Annotated in this window: 22 protein-coding genes; 11 read left to right on the plus strand and 11 right to left on the minus strand. The window is 67.2% G+C overall.

The genetic code is table 11. The features are described 5' to 3' along the window. Window positions 1-186: 186 nt before the first annotated feature. Entirely contained in the window at window positions 187-894 is a 708-nt protein-coding gene (locus ACVWYO_RS01540; RefSeq protein WP_457348454.1) for a Crp/Fnr family transcriptional regulator, read from the minus strand. Between the two features lie 66 nt (window positions 895-960). On the opposite strand from ACVWYO_RS01540, the gene ACVWYO_RS01545 reads away from it, so the two are divergent. Continuing rightward, window positions 961-1,140: a hypothetical protein gene (locus ACVWYO_RS01545; protein ID WP_457348455.1), complete on the plus strand. Its 180-nt coding sequence runs from the start codon at window positions 961-963 to the stop codon at window positions 1,138-1,140. Window positions 1,141-1,193: 53 nt separating this feature from the next. Beyond that, window positions 1,194-1,409, plus strand: a complete 216-nt coding sequence (locus ACVWYO_RS01550) for a hypothetical protein (RefSeq protein ID WP_457348456.1) — start codon at window positions 1,194-1,196, stop codon at window positions 1,407-1,409. Window positions 1,410-1,442: 33 nt separating this feature from the next. Here the strand turns inward: ACVWYO_RS01550 and ACVWYO_RS01555 are convergent, their stop codons facing one another. The 3 genes from ACVWYO_RS01555 to ACVWYO_RS01565 form a co-directional block, all read right to left on the minus strand. Then, on the minus strand, window positions 1,443-2,105 hold the full coding sequence (locus ACVWYO_RS01555) for a hypothetical protein (RefSeq protein ID WP_457348457.1): 663 nt from the start codon (window positions 2,103-2,105) through the stop codon (window positions 1,443-1,445). Between the two features lie 173 nt (window positions 2,106-2,278). Beyond that, on the minus strand, window positions 2,279-2,620 hold the full coding sequence (locus tag ACVWYO_RS01560; RefSeq protein ID WP_457348458.1) for a DNA primase: 342 nt from the start codon (window positions 2,618-2,620) through the stop codon (window positions 2,279-2,281). 94 nt (window positions 2,621-2,714) lie between these two features. Next, window positions 2,715-3,944: a multidrug effflux MFS transporter gene (locus ACVWYO_RS01565; protein WP_457348459.1), complete on the minus strand. Its 1,230-nt coding sequence runs from the start codon at window positions 3,942-3,944 to the stop codon at window positions 2,715-2,717. Window positions 3,945-4,079: 135 nt separating this feature from the next. On the opposite strand from ACVWYO_RS01565, the gene ACVWYO_RS01570 reads away from it, so the two are divergent. The 4 genes from ACVWYO_RS01570 (at window position 4,080) to ACVWYO_RS01585 (ending at window position 7,495) form a co-directional block, all read left to right on the plus strand. After that, complete coding sequence (locus ACVWYO_RS01570) at window positions 4,080-4,469, plus strand: DUF3597 domain-containing protein (RefSeq protein WP_457348460.1); 390 nt, start codon at window positions 4,080-4,082, stop codon at window positions 4,467-4,469. 156 nt (window positions 4,470-4,625) lie between these two features. After that, entirely contained in the window at window positions 4,626-5,006 is a 381-nt protein-coding gene (locus tag ACVWYO_RS01575; RefSeq protein WP_457348461.1) for an excalibur calcium-binding domain-containing protein, read from the plus strand. A gap of 111 nt (window positions 5,007-5,117) precedes the next feature. Then, window positions 5,118-6,071, plus strand: coding sequence for an isopenicillin N synthase family dioxygenase (locus ACVWYO_RS01580; protein ID WP_457348462.1), 954 nt, complete (start codon window positions 5,118-5,120; stop codon window positions 6,069-6,071). Between the two features lie 137 nt (window positions 6,072-6,208). Then, window positions 6,209-7,495, plus strand: a complete 1,287-nt coding sequence (locus tag ACVWYO_RS01585; protein ID WP_457348463.1) for a homoserine dehydrogenase — start codon at window positions 6,209-6,211, stop codon at window positions 7,493-7,495. A gap of 81 nt (window positions 7,496-7,576) precedes the next feature. Here the strand turns inward: ACVWYO_RS01585 and ACVWYO_RS01590 are convergent, their stop codons facing one another. The 3 genes from ACVWYO_RS01590 to ACVWYO_RS01600 are packed head-to-tail and all read right to left on the minus strand — an operon-like array spanning window position 7,577 to window position 9,537. Continuing rightward, on the minus strand, window positions 7,577-8,101 hold the full coding sequence (locus tag ACVWYO_RS01590) for a hypothetical protein (RefSeq protein WP_457348464.1): 525 nt from the start codon (window positions 8,099-8,101) through the stop codon (window positions 7,577-7,579). A 33-nt stretch (window positions 8,102-8,134) separates the two neighbouring features. After that, a complete protein-coding gene (locus ACVWYO_RS01595) occupies window positions 8,135-8,563 on the minus strand; it encodes a CoA-binding protein (protein WP_457348465.1) in 429 nt (142 codons plus the stop codon). After that, the gene (locus ACVWYO_RS01600) at window positions 8,563-9,537 is read right to left on the minus strand and encodes an Mrp/NBP35 family ATP-binding protein (RefSeq protein WP_457348466.1); all 975 of its coding nucleotides are present in this window, start codon (window positions 9,535-9,537) and stop codon (window positions 8,563-8,565) included. Before ACVWYO_RS01600 ends, ACVWYO_RS01595 begins: the two co-directional genes overlap by 1 nt. Before the next feature lie 70 nt (window positions 9,538-9,607). Here ACVWYO_RS01600 and hflK point away from each other — a divergent pair, with 70 nt between their 5' ends. The 4 genes from hflK to ACVWYO_RS01620 all read left to right on the plus strand — a co-directional run bounded on the left by hflK (window position 9,608) and on the right by ACVWYO_RS01620 (window position 15,117). Beyond that, window positions 9,608-10,759, plus strand: a complete 1,152-nt coding sequence (hflK, locus tag ACVWYO_RS01605; protein ID WP_457348467.1) for a protease modulator HflK — start codon at window positions 9,608-9,610, stop codon at window positions 10,757-10,759. Then, window positions 10,756-11,619 (plus strand): protease modulator HflC, encoded by an 864-nt coding sequence (gene hflC / locus ACVWYO_RS01610; protein ID WP_457348468.1) that lies wholly within the window; start codon window positions 10,756-10,758, stop codon window positions 11,617-11,619. The genes hflK and hflC overlap by 4 nt, the downstream gene beginning before the upstream one ends. A gap of 112 nt (window positions 11,620-11,731) precedes the next feature. Continuing rightward, window positions 11,732-13,273: a Do family serine endopeptidase gene (locus ACVWYO_RS01615; RefSeq protein WP_457348469.1), complete on the plus strand. Its 1,542-nt coding sequence runs from the start codon at window positions 11,732-11,734 to the stop codon at window positions 13,271-13,273. 176 nt (window positions 13,274-13,449) lie between these two features. After that, window positions 13,450-15,117 carry a helicase HerA-like domain-containing protein gene (locus ACVWYO_RS01620; RefSeq protein ID WP_457348470.1) on the plus strand — a complete coding sequence of 556 codons (1,668 nt, stop codon included), beginning with the start codon at window positions 13,450-13,452 and terminating at the stop codon, window positions 15,115-15,117. A 60-nt stretch (window positions 15,118-15,177) separates the two neighbouring features. Here the strand turns inward: ACVWYO_RS01620 and ACVWYO_RS01625 are convergent, their stop codons facing one another. The 4 genes from ACVWYO_RS01625 to ACVWYO_RS01640 all read right to left on the minus strand — a co-directional run bounded on the left by ACVWYO_RS01625 (window position 15,178) and on the right by ACVWYO_RS01640 (window position 20,506). Then, window positions 15,178-16,401 (minus strand): CaiB/BaiF CoA transferase family protein, encoded by a 1,224-nt coding sequence (locus tag ACVWYO_RS01625; protein WP_457354827.1) that lies wholly within the window; start codon window positions 16,399-16,401, stop codon window positions 15,178-15,180. Then, on the minus strand, window positions 16,391-18,253 hold the full coding sequence (locus ACVWYO_RS01630; RefSeq protein ID WP_457348471.1) for an acetyl/propionyl/methylcrotonyl-CoA carboxylase subunit alpha: 1,863 nt from the start codon (window positions 18,251-18,253) through the stop codon (window positions 16,391-16,393). The genes ACVWYO_RS01625 and ACVWYO_RS01630 overlap by 11 nt, the downstream gene beginning before the upstream one ends. Before the next feature lie 106 nt (window positions 18,254-18,359). Further along, window positions 18,360-18,851 carry a nuclear transport factor 2 family protein gene (locus tag ACVWYO_RS01635; RefSeq protein WP_457348472.1) on the minus strand — a complete coding sequence of 164 codons (492 nt, stop codon included), beginning with the start codon at window positions 18,849-18,851 and terminating at the stop codon, window positions 18,360-18,362. Window positions 18,852-18,904: 53 nt separating this feature from the next. Next, window positions 18,905-20,506, minus strand: a complete 1,602-nt coding sequence (locus ACVWYO_RS01640) for a carboxyl transferase domain-containing protein (RefSeq protein ID WP_457348473.1) — start codon at window positions 20,504-20,506, stop codon at window positions 18,905-18,907. Window positions 20,507-20,644: 138 nt separating this feature from the next. Between ACVWYO_RS01640 and ACVWYO_RS01645 the strand changes: the two genes are divergently transcribed. After that, a complete protein-coding gene (locus tag ACVWYO_RS01645; RefSeq protein ID WP_457348474.1) occupies window positions 20,645-22,708 on the plus strand; it encodes a M13 family metallopeptidase in 2,064 nt (687 codons plus the stop codon). The last annotated feature ends 5 nt before the right edge of the window (window positions 22,709-22,713 follow it).

Below are 22,713 nucleotides of genomic sequence, written 5' to 3' on the forward strand. Positions count from 1 at the left end.
CGACTAGGCGCGGCAATTCCCGGAAAAACAGGGCCGATCCGGCCTGTCGCACGCCGCCATCGCTTGGTCGCAACGCTATTGCCTACCGATCTGATAGAGATACCTTTTCGCACAGGGAGGCGTGGCCGCACGGCGTCCCCCTAGAGCACGGGCGGCCACGTCTTCCATTGCGTCCGGCGCGCGGCGTCAATCGAAGAAGAGATACGCCGGATCGAACTTGGCGAAACGCCGCAGCGCATCCCAGTCGAGGATCTCGACCTCGCCCTGGCGGAACGCAACCATCCCGCGTTCGCGCAACTGCCGTAGCATGCGATTGGCGTGGACCGCGGTCAGGCCCGTCGCATCGGCGAGATCGACCTGTGTCAGCGGCAGCGGGAAGGTCGTCGTCGGCGCCTGCCCGATCCGCTCGAGCCGCACGTACATCTCGCAGAACAGATGCGCGAGCCGGATTGCGGCGCTGCGCGCGCCGATCGAGACGATCCATTCGCGGTTGATCGCCGCGTCGACCAGCGTCGAGCGCCACAGCAATTCGGTGAGCGTCGCCGAGGCCTTGGTCAGCGCGCGGATCTCGGGATGCGGGAACAGCGCCACGCGCACATCGGTCAGCGCCGCGACCGAATGTTCGAGCCGCTTGAGCGGGTAGGAATGCAGATCGACGAAATCGCCCGGAATATGGATCGCAAGGATCTGCCGTCGCCCCTCGGGGGTATCCTTGTAGCGCTCGACAAACCCTTCGAGCAGCAGCGTGCATTGCGTCAGCGGAGTCTGCTGGCGCACGATGATCTGCTTGGCGCTGTACGTCACGGTGCGCACGGACGCCCCTTCGAGCGCGGCTTGCTCGTCGGCGGTGATGGCCGGCACACGATGGGTCTTCAGGAACAGATCTGTATACATGGCCCCCTCCACGGCGCGGGAACATGCGCTGGATGTTTGCGTTTTGTCCAGTGTTGGAGAAGCAATGTGGCCCGATTACCGTGTGATGTTCCGATCGAGGCCGCCGCCGAGCATGGCGAAGTGATTCTCGATGGCCCCGACGGTCTCGCCGCGTCGCTGACGCCAGACGCCGCGCGGCAATCCGCCAAGACGATGGTCAAGGCCGCCGAGACCGCCGAGCGCAATCCGGACGCCGAGGCGCCCTGACGGTTACTCCAGTCGCGAGCGGCTTGTTAACTGCCGCGGCGTAGCGTCGCGCGGTGCCGTTCCGCAAACTTTTCCTCAGCCGTTGGGCTGCCGTGCTGTGGGCCGCCGGGATCCTATGGACCGCGGTCGATATCGTCGGCTTGGGCCCACCGGCGGCGGTGCGACACGCCGCGATTCCAGTGCCCCAAGCAGCCGATACCGATGCAACCGGGGTGGCGGTCAACACCGACGATCTGGCGGTTCTGGCCAACGCCATCCGGCAAGAATGATCGCGGTGCCGATCCACCACGGAGGCCCCCGCCCTAGCGCTTGGGGGCCGGCGTCAGGCTGATCGAGCGGATGCGCCATGTCCGTTGCGTCTTTGTCGCACCGTCGATGTCGCCGGTGCGATGCAGCGTGACCGATCCGATCTCGTAGACCGGGGTGCCACCGCGCTTCAGCCGGGCGTACGTCTGTACCGGCACCGTGACATACCGCTGGCCCGCGCCTGCGTCGATCGGCCCGGGCGCGCCGACATTGGCGTGATATTCGCTGTACCCGGCAAATCCGGCGGCGAAGGCCGCGGCGTCGCCAGCGTTCGGGTCGCGCAGCGCGAATGCCGCCGCGTATTTCCGTTCGCCGAGCAAGGCGTAATAGGTCTGGACGACATTTGCCGCACCCTGCGCACTGTCGGGGGTGAACGCCGTTTCGGCCACAGGTGTGCGATCATCGGGGAGCCCACCCGGCGTCCCCGGCGCCGGCGGATCGAGCGGTGTCGGCTCTGCGCCATTCGCGTCTGCGTCGCGTTCCGGCACGGCATCGGGTTCGCCGACGTCGACCGGATCGTTCGAATCATAGGCATCGACAGAATTCTGCGCCCGCATCGCCGCGGCGTTGATGTCGATGCTGTTGCTCTGGGTCGACGGCTTCTCGGTGCAGCCGGCTGCCAGGACGAGCGGCAGGGAAAGGGTCAGCAGGCGTTTCATGGCAGATACTCGCCGAACAGGATGAAGCGTACCCGTCAACGTCGCGTGTGTCGGCCCGTTCCTGTCCACCTGATCCGACACGCCGAAGCGTGCCAAACGCCGGATGCCTCCCGATTGGTGCTCGCGTATCGGCCGCGGACGGAAGCCGAAGCGTTCCCGTCCGCGGCGCGAGATCAGGGCCGCAGCGCGGCGTCGTTGCGGTCGCTCAATGCATCGTCGTCGACGGTGTCGTCGTCGAGTTCGTCCTGGACGTCATCTTCGTCCGCATCGTCGTCGCTCTCGTCGGCGTCGTCGTCTTCCTCGCCGACCTCGTCGTCTTCCATTTCGAGATCGTCGTCATCGTCATCGTCGCTCGACGCGATATCGGGGCTGATATCGGTCAACAGCGTGCCGTCGCTCGGCCCGTCGCGCGTGACTTCAAGGATTTCCGCGCGCTGGCTTTCGTCATAGCCCTCTTCGTCGAACCCGTCGTCGCCCGTGCCCTCGCCGGGCACCTGATGTCCACCGATGCTCATCTTCGCTCTCCCGACGGCCCCGCAGGATGCGGGATCGTTTCATCAGCGAACCGTGCAAGCGGGGAACGGTTCCGGCTATGCCGACTAAACTGCGTCAACTCGGGCGAAATAACCGCCCGCGCTCGACGATCGCTGCGATCACGATACCCGATATGCCTGCCACCAGAAAGCCCAGATGGAGCGGCACGGTGGTTCCGTCGAAGCTGCGGCCGATCGCCCAACCGACGATCGCGCCCATCGTGATGCCGAAAAATCCCTGCACGCTCGACGCGACGCCGGCGATCGAGCCCATATTTTCCATCGCCATCGCCGACATGTTCGACGTGGCGAGGCCGAAGCACGCCATCGTGATCGCCTGCAGCACGACAAAGACGAGCAGCGGTTCGTCGCCGAACCAGCCGACCACCGCGCCGGTGCCCGACGAGAGGATCATCACCACCAGCGCGGTTTGCGAGATGCGCCGCATGCCGAGGCTCATCACGATCCGCGAATTGAGCAGATTGGCCACCGCCATCGTACCCGCCGAGGCGGCGAACACCCCGCCGAGCCATTCGGGGCGGTGGAACACACGCTCCATGATCGGCTGGATCGACCCGAGATAGCCGAAGATCGCGCCCTGCGCGATGAGCGCCGCGATCGTGTAGCCGACCGAGTAGCGGTCCGACAGCGTCTGCCGCCAGCCGGCCAGCGTCGTCTTGAACGACAGCGGAGATTTGTTTTCGGGGCGCAGCGTCTCGGGCATGCGCAACACGAACCAGATCAGGCACAGCAACGCGCCCCCCGCGATCACCTCGAAGATCAGCCGCCACGATCCGATCAGCAGGATCGCCTGTCCGATGCTCGGCGCGACGATCGGCACCGCCATGAACACCATGAAGGCGAGGCTCGTCACCTGCGCCATCGCGCGGCCCGAAAAGCAATCGCGGATCAGCGCGATCGTCACCACGCGGCTCGCGGCGATGGCGAGCCCGCTGAGGAAGCGTACGGTCAGCAGCAGGGTAAAGCTGTTCGCCAGCCCGGCGCAGAGATTGCCGATGATGAAAAGGATCAGCCCGACGATCAGCACCGGGCGCCGTCCATAGCGATCGGTCAGCGGCCCGTGGATCAACTGCCCGATCCCGAGCCCGATGACGAACACCGTGATGATCAGCGGCGCATCGACAATCGCATCGACGCCGAGCCGCCGCGCGATGTCGGGCTGGGCGGGCAGCATCGTGTCGATGCCGAGCGAGGCCAGCGCGATCAGCGATGCAATCAGGGGAACGAACTCGACCAGCCGCAGCGGCGGCGAGTCCATCATCGGGCGTGGCGGGGCAGCAGACATGGCGTGCGCAATGCCCGAGTCGGCCGCGCGGGTCACCCCGCAAAGCGTGCAGTTGGTCCGGACGGTGCTGCAATCGTCGCGGAACGGACACGTTGGCGGCGCATTATCGAGGTTCAACGAGAGAGGAACGAGACGATGAGCATCTTCGGCATGATCAAGGACGCGATCTGGGGTCATAAGGCGGCACCGGCTCCGACCCCAACACAGGCGGCCCCCGCCGCACCGCAGACCCCGGCTGCACCCGCGCCCGCCCCGGCTGCAGCCCCCGCTCCCGCCCCCGTTTCGGCAGCGCCAGCCGAAAAAATCGATGTAAACGCGGTGCTGACGCAGAAGGCGGCCGAAAAAGGCCAGCCGCTCAACTGGCAGACTTCAATCGTCGATCTGATGAAGGTGCTAGATCTCGACCCAAGCCGCGAAAATCGGACTTCGCTCGCGCACGAGCTCGGTTACACCGGTGATACCAACGACAGCGCGACGATGAACGTGTGGCTGCACAAGAAGGTGATGGAGAATCTGGCGTCGTAATACGCTAGACTTGACCACACTGTGGCGGGTCGCGTCGTCGCCTCGGCGACATACGCGATCCGTTGCGACCGACCTCGAGCGGTCAGCGACATTTGCGGTCGGACTTTCGTCCAATCGGTTTGCCACGACTCCCGTGCCGCTCGAAACCGCTGCTTCATGGTTCGCCGCCACACGACCTCGATCAGCCTCCGGAAACCCGTCCGCGCGCGATCCGCACCGGCGAAGACGCCCGACCCGGGTACGGGTCGCAGCGGCACACGCACGATAGTAAGCGTTGCGGCAGCGCCTGGCGGAATAGGCGGCACGGGCTCGCTCGCCTTCCACGACGACGGGCGCGCCAGGATCGTGGCAGCGGTCAAACCCGTGGCCGTGCAAGCGGAGCTGCGGCGTTCCCGCGCGCCGCAGCCGGGCGACGTGTGGGGCGGTTGCAACGCTGCGCGCGCTGCCGGCACCGCCCCGATCTATGCCGGAGAGCCGGGCTACCGCCCCAAAATGGATGGCGACTCCGATGGAATCGCCTGCGAGCCGATTCGCTAGGGATGATCCGCGTTCCTCGGCACGCAGAGGCGGCTCGAGGATCCCCGCGGGGCTGACGCGGCGGCAAATCGGCGCTATCTTCGCGCTTTGCCAGTATCACGGACGCGTCTCATGCTCGACACCCCCACCGCCGAAGTCCCGCCGCTGTCGCTTGCCGACGAGGCGGCCGATCCCACCGCCTTTGCCGCGGCGCTGGGCGAATCGTTCGAGCGGTTCGGGTTCGCCGTCGTGTCGGATCACGGCGTCCCCGCCGATCTGATCGCGCGCGCCTGGGCGATGACCGAGGCGTTCTTCGCGCTGCCCGAGGAAACCAAGCGCAGCTATTTCAGCACGGGTGGCGGCGGTGCGCGCGGCTATACGCCGTTCAAGACCGAGATCGCCAAGGGCGCGACGCATGTCGATCTCAAGGAATTCTGGCACGTCGGCCGCGAGCTGGCGAAGGGCCACCGCTTCGAGGCGCAGATGGCGCCCAACGTCTGGCCCGAGCAGCCCGAGGGCTTCCGCGAAACCTTCATCGAACTGTTCGCCGCGCTCGACGTGGCGGGCGACCGTTTGCTGTCGGCGATCGCACGGCATCTGGGACTCGCGCCCGACTGGTTCGACCATGCCGTCAAGGACGGCAATTCGGTGCTCCGCTTGCTGCACTATCCGCCCGTCCCCGCCGACGCCGCCGAGGTGCGCGCCGGGGCGCATGAAGACATCAACCTGATCACGCTGCTGCTCGGTGCCGAGGAGGCGGGGCTGCAATTGCTGACCAAGGAAGGCGCATGGCTGCCGATCAAGCCGCCCGAGGGCGCGATGGTCGTCAATGTCGGCGACATGCTGCAGCGGCTGACCAACCATGTCCTGCCCTCGACCACGCACCGCGTCGTCAACCCGGCGCCCGAGCGGCGCGGGCATTCGCGCTACTCGATGCCGTTCTTCCTCCACCCCGCCCCCGACTTCCTGATCGAGACGCTGCCCTCGACGATCACGGCGGAACGGCCCAACTGCTATCCGACGCCGATCACCGCGCATGACTATCTGCACGAGCGGCTCGTCGAGATCGGCCTGGTCAAGAAATAGCCTTCCGCGTCACCCCGGACTTGTTCCGGGGTCCACTCCTCCGCTAGCGCAGTCGGCGATCGCTGCGCGCCCCATCCCGCGTGCTCGCTGGTCGGGGGATCCCGGAACGAGTCCGGGGAGACGAAGGTGTGACTGCTATGACCAAACCTCTCCGCATCGCGCTCGCCGGGCTCGGCACTGTCGGCGGCGGCGTGATCCGCTTGCTCGACACCAACGGCGCGCTGATCGCACGCCGCGCAGGGCGGCCGATCGAGATCGTCGCGGTTTCGGCACGCGATCGCAGCAAGGATCGCGGCGTCGACATGAGCCGATTCGAATGGGTCGACGACACGACGGCGCTCGCGCATGCCGATGTCGATGTCGTGGTCGAGCTCGTCGGCGGGTCGGACGGCCCGGCCCTCACGCTCGCGCGCACCACGCTTGGCGCGGGCAAGAGCTTCGTCACCGCGAACAAGGCGATGCTGGCGCATCACGGGCTCGAGCTCGCGCGTGCCGCCGAAACGGCCGGCGTGGCGCTCAAGTTCGAGGCGGCGGTCGCGGGCGGCGTTCCGGTGATCAAGGGCTTGCGCGAAGGCGCCGCCGCCAACGAGATCGAGCGCGTCTACGGCATCCTCAACGGCACCTGCAATTTCATCCTGTCGAAGATGGAAGCCGAGGGCCGCGATTTTGCCGACGTGCTCGCCGAGGCGCAAGCGCTCGGATTTGCCGAATCCGATCCGAGCTTCGACATCGACGGCGTCGATGCGGCACACAAACTCTCGTTGCTCGCGAGCCTTGCCTTCGGCACGCAGCCGGCGTTCGGCGACGTCGCAGCGACCGGCATCCGGCACGTGCTCGCCGCCGACATCGCCGAGGCGGCGGCCCTCGGCTATCGCGTGCGCCTGCTCGGACTTGCCGAGGCCGGGCCCGGCGGGCTGTTCCAGCGCGTCCATCCGCATCTCGTACCGGTCAGCCATCCGCTCGCGCATGTCACCGGCGCGACCAACGCGGTGGTCGCCGAAGGCAATTTCGTTGGGCGGTTGCTGTTCCAGGGCGCCGGTGCAGGCGACGGGCCGACCGCGTCGGCGGTCGTCGCCGATCTGATCGACATCGCGCGCGGCGAATTTGGTCCCGCCTTCGCGATGCCCGCCGATGCGCTGACCGCGCAGGGTCCGGCCGATGCCGGTGAACGCCGCGGCCGCGCCTATGTGCGCTTCACCGTCGCCGATCGCGTCGGCGTGCTTGCCGAGATCGCCGCGGCGATGCGCGACGCGGGCGTTTCGATCGAGAGCCTGATGCAGCGCGGCGCGCATGCCGATGGATCGGTGCTCGTCGCGATCGTGACGCACGAGGGGCCGGAGCGCAGCGTCGCGCAGGCGCTCGAGCGGTTGCGCGGGTCGCAGAGCCTCGTCGGGCAGCCGTTGTGGATGCATATCCTGGGCTAAGGTTCGCCCCTGCGGCGAGTCCAAGAGACCGTCACCTCGAGGCGAGCCCGGGGTGACGGAGGTGGCGCACGCAGGCAGCGCTTACGGCAAGATCACCGATTTCGGCGGCGTGTCATCGAGCGCAATCGCCACGCGCCCTGACTTGTCGGGCTTCTTCTTGAAAACCCGCCCGACGCCGTGCGCGGCATCGCCGACGAGCATCAGGAAATCCTTCGACTCGCCCGGCCGCTCGCAGCAGCTGTCAGGCGCGACGATTTTCTGAATCAGCCGCACGACCTGCGTCCCGCCCTCGAAGAATTGCACGCCGCCGGCACAGCCGCGCTGCATCGTCGCGCAGGGAGAACTGCTCTCGACCGCCATCGCGCCCGCGCCTGTCAGATACGGATTGGACGGCTTGGGCTCGTTGAGCACAACCTCGTTGGGATACGGCAGCGCCTGCGACGGCAGCGGCTTGCCGCACACGACGATGTCGTTGGGATCGACCGCCTTGCCACGCCGCGTGCACGGCTCGTTCGCGACGGGCTGCAGAATCGAAAAGGACGTCGACGCCGCTGGTGCGGGGGCGGCGGGAGTCGCGGCTTGCGCGGCGAGGAGCAGCACGATCATGAACCCGATACTCCGCTGCAATCATGGCCGATTTCAGGCGATCTTGGCGACGCCCAACCGCGGCAGCTCGATTGCCGGGCAACGGTCCATCACGACCTTGAGCCCCGCCGCCTCGGCGCGCGCCGCGGCGGCTTCGTTGACGACGCCCAACTGAAGCCAAACCGCCTTCGCCCCCGCCGCGATCGCCTCGTCGACCGCGTCCCCAGCGGCAGCGGAATTGCGGAAGATGTCGACCATGTCGATCGGGTCGCCGATCTGCGACAGATCGCGAAACACGAATTCGCCGTGGAGATGCTCGCCGGTGATCTGCGGGTTGACCGGGATCACGCGATATCCATGCTCCTGAAGCGTCCGCATCACGCGGTACGATGGACGATCGGGCCGGTCCGACGCGCCGACCAAGGCGATCGTGCGGGTTTCCTCGAGCAGGGTGCGAAGGTCGCTATCGCTGGTGAGCGGCATCAGGCATGTCCTTCGATCCAGCCGGCGACGCTGCCGGCAATCTGCTTGAACGCCACCGCCTCGGGGCCGTTCCCCGTCACCGGCGGCTGGCCAGCGTCGGATGCAACGCGCACGCGCATGTCGAGCGGGATGCGCCCGAGGAACGGCAGCCCCAACTCCTTCGCTGCAGCCTCCGCGCCGCCGGTGCCGAACGGATCGGACACTTCGCCGCACGACGGACAGACATAGCCCGCCATATTCTCGATCAGGCCGATGATCGGCACGCCCGCCTTGACGAACAGGTCGATCGCGCGCCGCGCGTCGATGAGCGCGAGATCCTGCGGGGTCGAGACGATCACCGCACCGGTCGGCCGGTATTTCTGGATCATCGTCAGCTGGACGTCGCCCGTCCCCGGCGGCAGGTCCATCACCAGCGTGTCGGCAGCGCCCCAATTGGCGTCCATCATCTGCGTCAACGCGCCCGCCGCCATCGGCCCGCGCCATGCGATCGCCTGGTCGGCGGTGACGAGCATCCCCATCGACAGCAATGGCACGCCGAACGGCGTCTGTACCGGGTTGAGCACCTTGTTGTGCGCGGTCGGCTTGAGATCGGCGACACCCATCAGCCGCGGCTGCGACGGCCCGTAGATATCGGCATCGACCAGCCCGACGCGCCGCCCCGCCTGGTGCAAGGCGATCGCGAGATTGGCCGAGACGGTCGACTTGCCGACCCCGCCCTTGCCGCTGCCGACTGCGATCGTCACGCGGCGCTGGCGCTGGCTCGTCAGCGCAACGCGCACCGTCTCGACCCCGGCCACCAGGGCCGCCGCCCGACGCACGGCATCCTCGAGCGGCGCGTGATCGGCTTCGTCGAGCCCGCTGACATCGACGATCACGCTCGCGCGGGCATCCTCGATCCGGCCGGTTGCGCGGGTACCCGCGACCAGCGAGAGGGCGGCGTTGAGGGCGGCGTCGGGCGAAATCGGATCGGTCATCGCCGCCAGATAGGCGTCATGGGCACGCTTGCCACTGTTTTTCGTCGGAGCACGCCCCTATAAAGGGACCATGACGATCCTATCGCGCTGGTTTCCACGCCCTTCCCTCCAATCCGCCGATGGCAAGGGCCCGTGGGGCAGCGGCGGCGCTGGTGGCGGTTCGGGCGGCGGGGACGACGACAAGAGCGGCGGTCCGCGCAACCCCTGGGCGCAGCCCCCCGTCGGCAAACCGCGCGGCACGACGGCTGGCCCGAGCGCGCTCGACGAATTCCTCAAACGCGCACGCGGCGGCGGCAGCGGCCCGGGCGGCTTCGGCGGTGGCGGGCGTCCGCGCATCCCCGGTGCGCCGAGCGCGACCAATCTGTGGCTGATCGCGGTCGGCGTGATCGTGCTTGCCTGGATCGTCCTCACCAGCTTCCATTCGATCGGGCCGCAACAGCGCGGCGTGGTGACCTTCCTCGGCCGCTATTCCGAAACGCTCGAGCCCGGCATCCGCATGACGCTGCCCGCGCCGTTCGTCGACGTGGCGAAGGTCGATGTCGCGGCGATCAACACCGAAACCTTCCCCGATGAAGGCGATGGCGGTTCCGAGACCGACAAATTGATGCTGACGAGCGACCAGAACATCGTCGATCTCGATTATTCGGTGCGCTGGCAGATCTCGAACCCGCAAGACTTCGCCTTCCAGATCGCCGAGCCGCGCAACACGCTGCGCGCGACCGCGATGAGCGCGATGCGCGCGGCCGTCGCCACCGCGACGCTCGACGACGCGATCGGCAGCGGGCGCAACGCGATCGAGGTCAAGGTCCAGCAATCGATGCAGGACATTCTCGACGGCTATAACGCCGGCATCCGCATCCAGGGTGTCGCGATCCGCGGCGCGCAGGCACCGGCGCAGGTGTCCGACGCGTTCAAGGAAGTCTCGGCAGCCCAGCAGCAGGCGCAGAGCGACATCAGCAAGGCGCGCGGGTACGCGCAGCAGGTGCTTGCCAAGGCGCAGGGCGAGGCCGCGGCGTTCGACGTGATCTACGCCCAGTACAAGCTCGCGCCCGACGTGACGCGTCGCCGCATGTATTACGACACGATGGAGCAGGTTCTGTCCAAATCCGATAAGACGATCATCCAGGCTCCAGGCGTCGTGCCGTATCTGCCGCTGCCTGGTATCACCAAGCGCCTGCCCGACGCCGCGCCCGCCCCGCAAGCTCAGGGAGCCGCACAGTGAACCGCACTTTGCTCCGCAATCCGATCACGCTTGGCATCGTCGCGCTTCTCCTGCTGATCGTTGCGGCGAGTTCGGTCGCGATCGTCCCCGAGACGCGCCAGGCGGTGATCCTGCGCTTTCAGCAGCCGGTCGCGACGATCAACGAATATCGCCCGAACGAGGTGTTCGGCCGGACCGGCGCGGGGATCAACTTCCGCGTGCCGTTCATCGACCGGCTCGTCTGGGTCGACAAGCGCGTGCTCGACGTCGAGCTCGACAACCAGCCCGTGCTGTCGACCGACCAGACGCGGCTCGAGGTCGACGCCTATGCGCGCTTCCGCATCGTCGATCCGCTGAAAGCGGTGATCTCGACCGGCAGCACCTCGGTGACCGAGCAGCGCGTCAAGGATCAGCTCCAGCCGCTGTTCAGCTCGTCGCTGCGCAACGAGCTCGGCAAGCGTCCGTTCGCGGCCTTGCTCAGCCCCGAGCGCACGCAGGTGATGGGCAACATCCGCGCCGGCCTGCAGCGGCTCGCGTCGCAATATGGCGTGCAGATCGTCGACGTCCGCATCAAGCATGCCGACCTGCCGACCGGCACCCCGTTCGACAGCGCCTTGAACCGGATGCGCACCGCGCGCCATCAGCAGGCGCTGACGATCCAAGCGCAGGGCGCGCAGACCGCGCAGATCATCTCGGCGCAGGCCGATGCGCAGGCGGCGCAGATCTATGCCGCGGCGTTCAACAAGGATGCCGAGTTCTACGACTTCTATCGCGCGATGCAGTCGTATCGCTACACCTTCGCGCAGGACGGCAAGGGCTCGACGAGCTTGGTTCTGTCGCCAGACAATGCCTATTTGAAGGAATTCCAGGGTCGCCGTTGATTCGACGGCCCCGCAACGGCCCGCCAGCCGTTGATATTCAATCGCCGTTCAGCAACTATGGCTAACAGCTATCGCGTTGCTGCCAATTGGTAGACGAGAGGAAACGACCCTAGTGCGCTACGCCTACGCCATCACCGCCGCCCTGCTGCTGAGCGGGACCGCCACCGCCATTGCGTTGCCATCCGCCGGAGGCGCGCAGACCGCCCAGAACGAACCCGCCGTCATGGCCGCCGCCGCCCCCAAGCCCGGCGCGCCGATGAGCTTCGCCGACCTGGTCGCTCGGCTGCAACCCGCGGTCGTCAACATCTCGACCAGCCAGCATATAACGCAGGCGCAGCCCGCCAACCCGTTTGCCGGCACCCCGTTCGAGGGTCTGTTCGGCCAGCAGCAGGGCCAGGGCGGCGGCGCCGCGCCGGTGACGCGCGAAGCGACCTCGCTCGGTTCGGGTTTCATCATCTCGCCCGACGGTTATGTCGTGACGAACAACCACGTCGTCGCGGCCGGCGCCAAGGGTGCGACGGTCGATTCGATCACCGTCACGCTGACCGACCGCAAGGAATATGTCGCCAAGCTGATCGGCCGCGATCCGACCTCGGACCTCGCGCTGCTCAAGATCGAGGCGAAGAACCTGCCGTTCGTGAAGTTCGGCGATTCGGACTCGGCGCGCGTCGGCGACTGGATCGTCGCGATCGGCAACCCCTTCGGCCTCGGCGGCACCGTGACCGCGGGGATCGTCTCGTCGCTCCACCGTGTGACCGGTGCGGGCGCCTATGACCGCTTCATCCAGACCGATGCCGCGATCAACCAGGGCAATTCGGGCGGCCCGATGTTCGACCTCAACGGCAATGTGATCGGCATCAACTCGCAGATCCTCGGCAGCACCGGTGGCGGCAATATCGGCATCGGCTTCGCGATCCCCGCGACCGACGCCAAGCCGGTCATCGAAAAGCTGATGAAGGGCACCAAGATCGCACGCGGTTATCTCGGCGTCGGCCCGCAGCCGATCGACGATGATCTCGCTTCGTCGTTCGGCCTCGCCAAGAACAAGGGCGAATTGCTGCGCAGCATCGAAGCCGGCCAGCCCGCTGACAAGGCCGGCCTCAAGGTTGGTGACATCGTGCTGCGCGTCGGCGGCAAGGATGTGAACCCCGACCAGTCGCTCAGCTATCTCGTCGCCAACGTGACGCCCGGAACGCGCGTGCCCGTCGACATCGTCCGCCAGGGCAAGCCGCAGACGATCATCGCGACGATCGGCACGCGTCCGTCCGAAGATGCGCTGCTCGCGCAGGCCAATGCCAATGCCGACGACGACATGTCCGACGACGGCGATACGCCGAACGCCGGCCAGGCAGCGTCGAACCCGCTTGGCGTGACCGTCGCGACGCTCACGCCGCAGATCGCGCGCACCTTCAGCATCGATTCGTCGGTGCAGGGTGTCGTGATCGGCACGGTGGATCCGTCGAGCGACGCAGGCGCCAAGGGCCTCAAGCGTGGCGACGTGATCATCTCGGCCAACGGTACGCTGGTCGGCACCCCGGCAGCGCTCGGGGCGATCGTGATGCAGGCGAAGGCCGCGGGTCGGTCGCAGGTCGCGCTCTATGTCGTACGCGGGCGTCAGCCGGCGTTCTTCATCGGCGTCAAGCTCAAGAAGTAATTTCGATGATTAAGCCCCTCCCCTTCAGGGGAGGGGTTGGGGTGGGGCTGTAATGGGCACCCGCTCTCTGCGAGACCTCCCCCACCCCCAACCCCTCCCCGAAAGGGGAGGGCTAAAGTGGCTTCCGCAGTGCTGAATTTCGCGCGATAGTTCGCGTCGAAATTTCGCGAGGCTGCATGACCGACACCACCAGCATCTTCATCGGCGCAGGCCCCGGCGGCGCCAACCCCCAGCAGCTTGAGCTCAAGCGCGCCAATCGCCACGGCCTAATCGCGGGCGCGACCGGCACCGGCAAGACCGTCACCGTCCAGGGCATCATCGAAGGCTTTTCGCGCGCGGGCGTCCCCTGCTTCGTCGCGGACGTGAAAGGCGATCTGTCGGGCCTCGCGATGGCCGGCTCCCCCACCGCCAAGAATCACGAGATCTTCGCCGCGCGCGCCAAGCAGATCGGCGACGACGCCTGGGCCTATGCCGATACGCCCGTGCAATTCTGGGACCTGTACGGCGAACAGGGCCACCCGATCCGCACCACCATTTCGGAGATGGGGCCGCTGCTGCTGTCGCGGCTGATGGACCTCAACGAGGTTCAGGAAGGCGTGCTGACGATCGCCTTCCACGTCGCCGACAAGGACGGGCTGCTGCTGCTCGACCTCGACGATCTGCAAGCGATGCTCGCCAGTTGCGCCGAACGCGCCGACGAGCTGACCACGACCTACGGCAACGTCTCGAAGCAATCGATCGGCACGATCCAGCGTGCGCTGCTCCAGCTGCGCAGCCAGGGCGGCGAGCATTTCTTCGGCGAACCCGCGCTCGATCTCGACGATTTCATCGGGATGGACGAAAAAGGCCGCGGGATCGTCAACGTGCTGGCCGCCGACAAATTGATGGCGTCGCCAAAGCTTTACGCGACCTTCCTGCTGTGGCTGATGAGCGAATTGTTCGAGCACCTCCCCGAGGTCGGCGACCCCGAAAAGCCCAAGCTCTGCTTTTTCTTCGACGAAGCGCATCTGCTGTTCGATGCCGCGCCCAAAGCGCTGCTCGAAAAGATCGAGCAAGTCGTCCGGCTGATCCGATCGAAGGGCGTCGGCATCTATTTCATCACGCAGAACCCGATCGACATTCCCGATACTGTCGCCGGGCAACTCGGCAACCGGGTGCAACACGCGCTGCGCGCCTTCACCCCGCGCGACCAGGCTGCGGTGCGTTCGGCCGCGACCACCTTCCGCGCCAATCCGGGCGTCGATGTCGAGACCGCGATCACCGAATTGAAGGTCGGCGAGGCGCTGGTCTCCTTGCTGCTCCCCGACGGATCACCCTCGCCCGTTCAGCGCACGCTGATCGCCCCGCCCGCCTCGCGCGTCGGGCCGGTGACGCCGGTCGAGCGCGGCGTGATGATCTCGACCGATCCGGTCGGCAATAAATATGACACGCTGGTCGATCGCCACTCGGCCGAGGAAATGCTCGGCGCCAAGGCGCAGGAGGCCGCCGCCGCTGCGGCCGAAGCCAAGGCCAAGACCGACGCCGAAAAGGCCGCCGCGGTGCAGGCCAAGGCCGATGCGGTCGCCGCCAAGGACGCCGAGCGCCAGCGCATCGCCGCGCAGCGCGAAGCGGATCGTCAGGCCAAATTGGCAACGCAGCAGGCCGCAGCCGAGGCGAAGGCCGCCGCCAACTCACCCTGGAACCGCGCGATAACCTCGGCGACGCGTTCGGCGAGTTCGGCAGTCGGTCGGCAAGTCGCCAACGAGGTCTCGAAAGCGGTGTTCGGATCGTCGCGCAGTTCCGCGGGCGGCATCGTCGGGAGCCTGGTTCGCGGCGTGCTCGGCGGCTTGTTCAAGGGGCGGTGAGGGTCTGACGGCGCCCCTTGCTTGCGCCACCCCGGCGAAGGCCCGGGGGCAGCGCTTCGGCTATGCGATAACGCCCGTTGCCGCCAACGCATCGAGCCCCTCCTCGGACAGCCCCAAGGCCTCGGCCAGCGCCGCACGCGTATCCGCCCCGGCGCGTGGCGGCGCTCGGTCGTAGCTGGCGGGTGTTTCCGACAGCTTCGCCGGGAAACCGACGACCTTCAGCGGCGTGCCATCGCCGCGCGCCATCGCCTGGACGCTCTCACGGTGCGCAACGTGCGGATCGGCGAAGATCTCGGGGAGCCCGGCGACCTTGCCCGCGGGCAGCTTCGCCGCCTCCATCGCCGCGACGAGCTCATCCGATCGCCACTGCGCCACCGCCGGCGCGAGCTGCGCGTGGAGCGCGTCGCGATGCTCGCTGCGCAACGCAACGCTGGCGAAGCGCGGATCGTCGCCCAGATCGCTCAACCCCAGCACGCGCAGGAAATCGCGAAACTGCCGGTCGTTCCCCAGCGCGACGACGATCGCGCCATCGGCGGTTTCGTAATCGCGATACGGCACGATGTTGGGATGGTCGTTCCCACGCCGCACCGGCACCGTGCCGCCGTTGAGCCAGTTCGACGCCTGGTTCGACAGCATCGCCAGCTGCGTGTCGAGCAGCGCGCAATCGACATGCTGCCCCCGCCCCGTCGCGTCGCGGTGGCGCAAGGCGGCGAGGATCGCGACGGTCGCATAGGTGCCGGTGAACAGATCGACGATCGGCACGCCGACCTTCATCGGCGGCCCGTCGGCCTCGCCGGTGACGCTCATCAGCCCGCCCATCGCCTGGATCAGGAAGTCGTAGCCGGCTTTGTCCTTGTACGGACCGTCCTGCCCGAAGCCGGTGATCGAGCAATAGACCAGCCGCGGATTGATCGCGGCGAGGCTCGCATAATCGAGCCCGTATTTGGCGAGCCCGCCGACGCGGAAATTCTCGACCAGCACGTCGCTCTGCGCCGCGAGCCGGCGGATCAGGTCGGCCCCCGCGGGCTGCGCGAGATCGATCGCGAGCGAACGCTTGTTGCGATTGGCGCAGAGATAATAGGCCGAATCGCCCGAATCATCGGCGAGCGCCGGCGGCCCCCAGCGGCGCGTATCGTCGCCCTGCCCCGGCTGCTCGATCTTGAGCACCTCGGCCCCGAGATCGCCGAGCATCTGCGTCGCCCACGGCCCCGCGAGCACGCGCGACAGATCGAGCACCTTGACCCCGGCGAGCGCGCCGTGCGGGGCTGTGGTCTCAGGCGGCATCGGCACGCGTCAGCCGCGCGAGCACGACGCCTTCCTGCGTCTGTCCACCGACCTCGACGTTGAGTTCGGCGACGGTGCCGTCGAACGGCGCGGTCAGGCTGTGCTCCATCTTCATCGCCTCGAGCGTGACGAGCTTTTGGCCTTTGGCGACGCTGTCGCCCGCGGCGACATCGACCGCGATGATACGGCCGGGCATGGGCGAGAGGATCGCACCGTCGGCGGCGGCGCCGGTGGCGGTGCCGCGCGGTTGGTACAGCCGATAGCTTCGGCCTTCGCCGAGGAAGAAGCTGACGACTTCGTCCTGTGGCGGGCCGTCGTCGATCATCAGGTCGCCGACGACACGCACCGCGCCCGTATCGTCGACAATCCGCACCTCGGACCGCGCCGTCGCATTGAGCCGCAGACCGATCGCATCGTCCCACACGCCAAGCATCGGGCGCGCGGCAAGCGCCGCGGCGGCGTCGCGCAGGTGCGTCGGCTGCGGCGCGGGCGGCACCGTTAGCGCCTCGCCACGCCGCTCGATCAGCCCGGTGTCGATAGTCCCCGCGCCGAAGTCCGGATCCTCGCAAATCCGCGCGAGGAAACCAGCGTTGGTCCGCACTGGCCAGACCTCGACATCGCTCGTCGCGTCCCACAAGGCCGCGATCGCTGCCAATCGATCTTCGGCATGGACGATGATCTTGGCTATCATCGGATCGTAGAAGGGCGAGACCTCGCCCGCTTCCTCGACCCCAGTCTCGATCCGCGCGAAACGCGGCAGGGACAGATGCTCGAGCGTACCGGTCGAGGGCAGGAAGCCGCTCGCTGGGTTCTCCGCATACAGCCGCGCCTCCATCGCCCAGCCATTGATCGACAGCTCGTCCTGTCGCTTCGGCAACGCCTCCCCGCTGGCCACGCGCAGCTGCCACTCCACCAGATCGACCCCGGTGATCTCCTCGGTCACCGGATGCTCAACCTGGAGGCGCGTGTTCATTTCCATGAACCAGATGCGATCGGCGCGCAGGCCCTCGCTCGCATCTGCGATGAACTCGATCGTCCCCGCCCCGACATAGTCGACGGCCTTGGCCGCCTTGACTGCGGCCGCGCAGATCGCTTCCCGCGTGACCGCGTCCATCCCCGGCGCGGGGGCTTCCTCGATCACCTTCTGGTGACGGCGCTGGAGCGAGCAGTCGCGCTCGAACAGATGGACGACGTTGCCATGGGCATCGCCGAACACCTGCACCTCGATGTGGCGCGGCGAGAGGATGTATTTCTCGATCAGCACGTCGATATTGCCGAACGACGACGCCGCCTCGCGCTGGCACGAGACCAATGCATCGGCGAAGTCCGCGGGATCGTCGACGCGCCGCATCCCCTTGCCGCCACCGCCCGCGACCGCCTTGATCAACACCGGATAGCCGATCGCCGCCGCCTCCGCCGCTAGCCGCTCGGGCGATTGGTCGGCGCCGAGATAGCCCGGCGTCACCGGCACGCCCGCCGCGATCATTCGCTCCTTGGCGGCGTCCTTGAGCCCCATCGCGCGGATGCTGTCGGGATTGGGGCCGACCCAGACGATCCCGGCGTCGATCACGTCTTGCGCGAAGTCGGCATTTTCGGAGAGGAAGCCATAGCCAGGATGGATTGCCTCCGCGCCCGTGGCCTTTGCCGCGGCGATGATCTTCTCGGCCACCAGATAGCTTTCGCGTGCCGGCGACGGCCCGATATGCACCGCTTCATCGGCCTGCCGAACGTGGAGCGCTTGGGCATCGGCATCCGAATAGACCGCGATCGTCCGCACCCCCATCGCCTTGGCGGTGCGGATGATGCGGCAGGCGATCTCGCCGCGATTGGCGATGAGCAGAGACTGGATCATGCGTGTCTATCCGTCGCCCCGGCGCAGGCCGGGGCCGTTACGATGAGAGAAGCGCCGCGCGCACACGCACAGCGGCCCCGGCCTGCGCCGGGGCGACGAGTGTAGGTCATCCCTCGCAGCCCGTCGTGCGCGACGACCAGGTCAGGTTCTGGATCTTCCAGCTGCCGCCCTCGCGCACCAGGTCGAAATGGTCGTAGCCGCAATGGTGGAGCTTGCCGTCGATGCGGAAGGTGTAGGGGCTCCACACCATCGCGATGTCGCCATCGATCTCGACCGCGGTGTCGCTGAGCCGCTCGTCATAGCGCTCGGGCCCGGGGGCGAAGCGCGCGAGCAACTGTTCGCGGGTCGAATGCGTGATCTTGCGCGTGCCGTCGGGCTGCTCGGCAACGGCAGTCGCCGTGGCATCGCTGCGCAACGCCTGGCCGATCGAGGCGGCGTCGCGCGCGGCGATCCCGGCGAGCAGCGCGTTGACCGGCGCCATCACCTGCGCTTCCTCGGTGCCGGGGGGCGGCAGGCCGGTGCCCTTGACGATCGGCTGGACCGGCGTGGTCTGCGACGACATCTGCGCGGCGAGCGCGAGGGCGAAGATCAGGGACATGGCGGTTCCTTATAGTCTCGCGGGATCGGGGAAGGCGAAGGTCGGATCGGCCATCACATCCGGAACACGCCGAACGCCGGACGCTCCGGGATAGGCGCGTTGAGCGTCGCCGCAAACGCCAGGCCGAGCACGTCGCGCGTCTGCGCCGGGTCGATGATGCCATCGTCCCATAGCCGCGCGGTGGCGTACCAGGGATTGCCCTCGTCCTCGTACTTCTGGCGGATCGGCGCCTTGAAGAATTCCGCCTGCTCGTCGCTCCAGCTGTCGGCGTCGCGGTGGACGGTCGCGAGCACGCTCGCCGCCTGTTCGCCGCCCATCACCGAGATGCGGCTGTTGGGCCAAGAGAACAGGAAGCGCGGCGAATAGGCCCGCCCGCACATCCCGTAATTGCCCGCGCCGAAGCTGCCGCCGATCAGCACGGTAATTTTCGGCACGGTCGCGGTGGCGACCGCGGTGACGAGCTTGGCGCCATGCTTGGCGATCCCCTCGGCCTCATATTTGCCGCCGACCATGAAACCAGAGATGTTCTGCAGGAACAGCAACGGGATGCGCCGCTGACACGCCAGCTCGATGAAATGCGCGCCCTTCTGCGCGCTTTCCGAGAAGAGCACGCCGTTATTGGCGAGGATCGCGACCGGCATCCCCCAGATATGCGCGAAGCCGCAGACCAGCGAAGTGCCGTACAGCGCCTTGAACTCGTGAAACTCCGACCCATCGACCAACCGCGCGATGATCTCGTGCACGTCGTACGGCGCGCGCACGTCGCTCGGGACGATGCCGTACAGCTCCTCCGCGTCGAACTTCGGCGGCCGCGGCTCCTCGAGATTGACGTCGCCCCCGCGCTGCGGCTGGAGCGTCGAGACGATGTCGCGCACGATCGTCAGCGCATGTTCGTCATTCTCGGCGACATGATCGACCACGCCCGAGCGCCGCCCATGCGTATCCGCACCGCCCAGCTCCTCGGCCGAAATCACTTCGCCCGTTGCCGCCTTCACCAACGGCGGTCCGGCGAGGAAGATCGTCCCCTGCCCGCGCACGATGATCGTCTCGTCGGACATGGCGGGAACATAGGCACCGCCCGCGGTGCACGATCCCATCACGCAGGCGATCTGCGGGATGCCCTTCGCGCTCATGTTCGCCTGGTTGAAGAAGATCCGCCCGAAATGGTCGCGGTCGGGGAAGACTTCGGCCTGATGCGGCAGGTTCGCGCCGCCGCTGTCGACGAGGTAGATGCACGGCAGCATGTTCGCCTCCGCGATCTCCTGCGCGCGCAAATGCTTCTTGACGGTCAGCGGGTAATAGGTCCCGCCCTTCACCGTCGCATCGTTGCACACGATCATGCACTGCCGTCCCGAGACGCGCCCGATCCCGGCGATCACGCCCGCGCCCGGCACCTCGTCATCATACAGCCCGTTGGCGACGAGCTGGCCGATCTCGAGAAACGGCGAGCCCGGATCGAGCAATCGCTCGACGCGCTCGCGCGGGAGCAGCTTGCCGCGTGCGGTATGGCGCTCGCGGCTCTTCTCGGTGCCGCCGAGCGCCGCCTGCGCGACATCGGCGCGCAGCCGCTCGACCAGGGCGCGATTGTGCGCGGCATTGGCGCGAAAGGTCTTGCCATCGGCGCTGAGCTTGGTGTCGAGGACGGGAGCGCTCAAAGCGGGCTTCCTGCTTGCGGTATCCGTTGCATATGAAACTGCCTAGCGGTCCACAGCCGCGAAGGAAAGCCGATTGGCAGGCGCCACGGAGCGCGTATACCGCCATCCAAAGCCGATGGTTGCAGAGGAAACTTGTCCATGAAACGCCTGACCGTTCTTTCGATCGCATTGCTCGCCAGCTCGGCGATCGCCACCGGCGTCGCGGCGCAGATGATCGGCACGCAATCGGGCGTCGATCCGGCGCTGGTCGACAAGAGCGTCAAGCCGGGCGACAATTTCGATGACTACGCCAATGGCAATTGGCGCAAGACCGCCGAGATCGAGCCGGCGCGCTCCTCGACCGGCGTTGGCGTCGAGGTCTCCAAGGTGGCCGAGGCGCGCAACGCCGCGATCATCGAAGACGCCGCCAAGGGCAACGCCGCGCCCGGCACCAGCCAGCGGCTGATCGCCGACTATTACGCCGCCTATAACGACACCGCCGCGATCGAGGCCCGCGGCATCGCGCCGCTCAAGGTGCTCATCGCGCCGTATTACGCGCTGCGCGACAAGGCGGCGCTGGCGAAGGTGATGGGTGCACAGATGCGCGCCGATACCGACCCGTTCAACAACAACAATTATGCCAGCACGACCAACCTTTTCGGCCTGTTCGTCTCGCAGGATCTCAACCAACCCAAGCGCAACACCCCCTACCTGATGCAGGGCGGCCTCGGCCTAGCCGACCGCGACTATTACCTCTCGCAGACCCCGCAAATGGCCGAGCTGCGCGAAGGCTACAAAGCCTATCTGACGCAGATCTTCGGTCTCGCCGGCCTCAGCGATCCGGCGGCACGCGCCGCGCGCGTCTTCGCGCTCGAAATGAAGATCGCCGCCGCCCAGACCGACATCGAAGCGAGCCAGGACGCGAGCGAGGGCGACAATCCGTGGACCCGCGCCGACTTCGCGCGCAAGGCGCCGGGGCTCGACTGGGCGGCCTATTGGGCGGCGGCGGGCATCCCGGCGGGCCAGCAGGACTTCATCGCCTGGCAGCCCGATGCGATCACCAAGCTCTCGGGCCTCGTCGCGAGCGAGCCGCTCGCCGACTGGCAGGACTGGCTGACCGCACACCGCATCACCGCGACAGCCTCGGTCCTCCCCAAGGCGTTCGACGATGCGCGCTTCGCCTTCTACGGCAAGCAGCTCAACGGCACGCCCGCGCAACAGACGCGCGACAAGCGCAGCATCGCGGCGGTCAACGCAGCGCTGGGCGATGAAGTCGGGCGGCTCTACGCCGCGCGCTATTTCTCGGCGCAGTCGAAGGCCGAGATCCAGACGATGGTCAAGAACATCGTCGGTGCGTTCGACCAGCGTATCCAGAAGCTCGACTGGATGACCCCCGGGACCAAAGCCGAGGCGCGCCGCAAGCTGTCGGTGCTCTATGTCGGCATCGGCTATCCCGACCATTGGCGCGCCTTCCCGAAGTTCGCGGTCGATGCGAAGGACCCGATCGGCAATCTCGAACGCGCCGATCTCGCGATCTATCGCTACCAGATCGGCAAGCTCGGCAAGGCGCCCGACCGCACCGAATGGTGGATGACCCCGCAGACGGTGAACGCGGTCAACCTTCCGCTGCAGAATGCGCTCAACTTCCCCGCCGCGATCCTGCAGGCGCCGTATTTCGACGCGAAATACGATGCGGCGGCCAATTACGGCGCGATCGGCGCGGTGATCGGGCATGAGATCAGCCACAGCTTCGACAATCTCGGCGCCGATTTCGATTCGACCGGCAAGTATCGCAACTGGTGGACCCCGGCGGATCTCGCGCGCTTCGAACAAGCCGGCTCGGCACTCGCGGCGCAATACGATGCCTATGAGGCGCTGCCGGGGCTCAAGCTCAAGGGCAAGCAGGAGCTCGGCGAGAACATCGCCGACACCGCCGGCCTTACCGCGGCGTACGAGGCGTATCGCGCGTCGTACGGCGGCAAGGAGCCGCCGGTGATCGACGGGATGACCGGCGACCAGCGCTTCTTCCTGGCGTTCGCGCAGAGCTGGCGGACCAAGATGCGCGACAAGGCGCTGCGCGCGCGGATCGCGACCGATGTCCACGCGCCGGCGATGTTCCGCGTGCTGACGGTACGCAACCTCGACGCCTGGTATCCGGCGTACAAGGTGCAGGCGGGCGAGAAGCTTTATCTTGCGCCGGGCGCGCGGGTTCACGTCTGGTAAGACGC

Source organism: Sphingomonas sp. UYP23 (assembly GCF_054059235.1).

Coding starts and splice junctions, on each gene's coding strand:
- ACVWYO_RS01565 (WP_457348459.1), bottom strand. CDS start 3,944: ATGTCTGCTGCCCCGCCACGCCCGATGATGGACTCGCCGCCGCTGCGG.
- ACVWYO_RS01620 (WP_457348470.1), top strand. CDS start 13,450: ATGACCGACACCACCAGCATCTTCATCGGCGCAGGCCCCGGCGGCGCC.
- ACVWYO_RS01595 (WP_457348465.1), bottom strand. CDS start 8,563: ATGCCGCTCACCAGCGATAGCGACCTTCGCACCCTGCTCGAGGAAACC.
- ACVWYO_RS01570 (WP_457348460.1), top strand. CDS start 4,080: ATGAGCATCTTCGGCATGATCAAGGACGCGATCTGGGGTCATAAGGCG.
- ACVWYO_RS01580 (WP_457348462.1), top strand. CDS start 5,118: ATGCTCGACACCCCCACCGCCGAAGTCCCGCCGCTGTCGCTTGCCGAC.
- ACVWYO_RS01635 (WP_457348472.1), bottom strand. CDS start 18,851: ATGTCCCTGATCTTCGCCCTCGCGCTCGCCGCGCAGATGTCGTCGCAG.
- ACVWYO_RS01555 (WP_457348457.1), bottom strand. CDS start 2,105: ATGAAACGCCTGCTGACCCTTTCCCTGCCGCTCGTCCTGGCAGCCGGC.
- ACVWYO_RS01625 (WP_457354827.1), bottom strand. CDS start 16,401: ATGCCGCCTGAGACCACAGCCCCGCACGGCGCGCTCGCCGGGGTCAAG.
- ACVWYO_RS01600 (WP_457348466.1), bottom strand. CDS start 9,537: ATGACCGATCCGATTTCGCCCGACGCCGCCCTCAACGCCGCCCTCTCG.
- ACVWYO_RS01630 (WP_457348471.1), bottom strand. CDS start 18,253: ATGATCCAGTCTCTGCTCATCGCCAATCGCGGCGAGATCGCCTGCCGC.
- hflK (WP_457348467.1), top strand. CDS start 9,608: ATGACGATCCTATCGCGCTGGTTTCCACGCCCTTCCCTCCAATCCGCC.
- ACVWYO_RS01585 (WP_457348463.1), top strand. CDS start 6,209: ATGACCAAACCTCTCCGCATCGCGCTCGCCGGGCTCGGCACTGTCGGC.
- ACVWYO_RS01575 (WP_457348461.1), top strand. CDS start 4,626: ATGGTTCGCCGCCACACGACCTCGATCAGCCTCCGGAAACCCGTCCGC.
- ACVWYO_RS01560 (WP_457348458.1), bottom strand. CDS start 2,620: ATGAGCATCGGTGGACATCAGGTGCCCGGCGAGGGCACGGGCGACGAC.
- ACVWYO_RS01590 (WP_457348464.1), bottom strand. CDS start 8,101: ATGATCGTGCTGCTCCTCGCCGCGCAAGCCGCGACTCCCGCCGCCCCC.
- ACVWYO_RS01645 (WP_457348474.1), top strand. CDS start 20,645: ATGAAACGCCTGACCGTTCTTTCGATCGCATTGCTCGCCAGCTCGGCG.
- ACVWYO_RS01540 (WP_457348454.1), bottom strand. CDS start 894: ATGTATACAGATCTGTTCCTGAAGACCCATCGTGTGCCGGCCATCACC.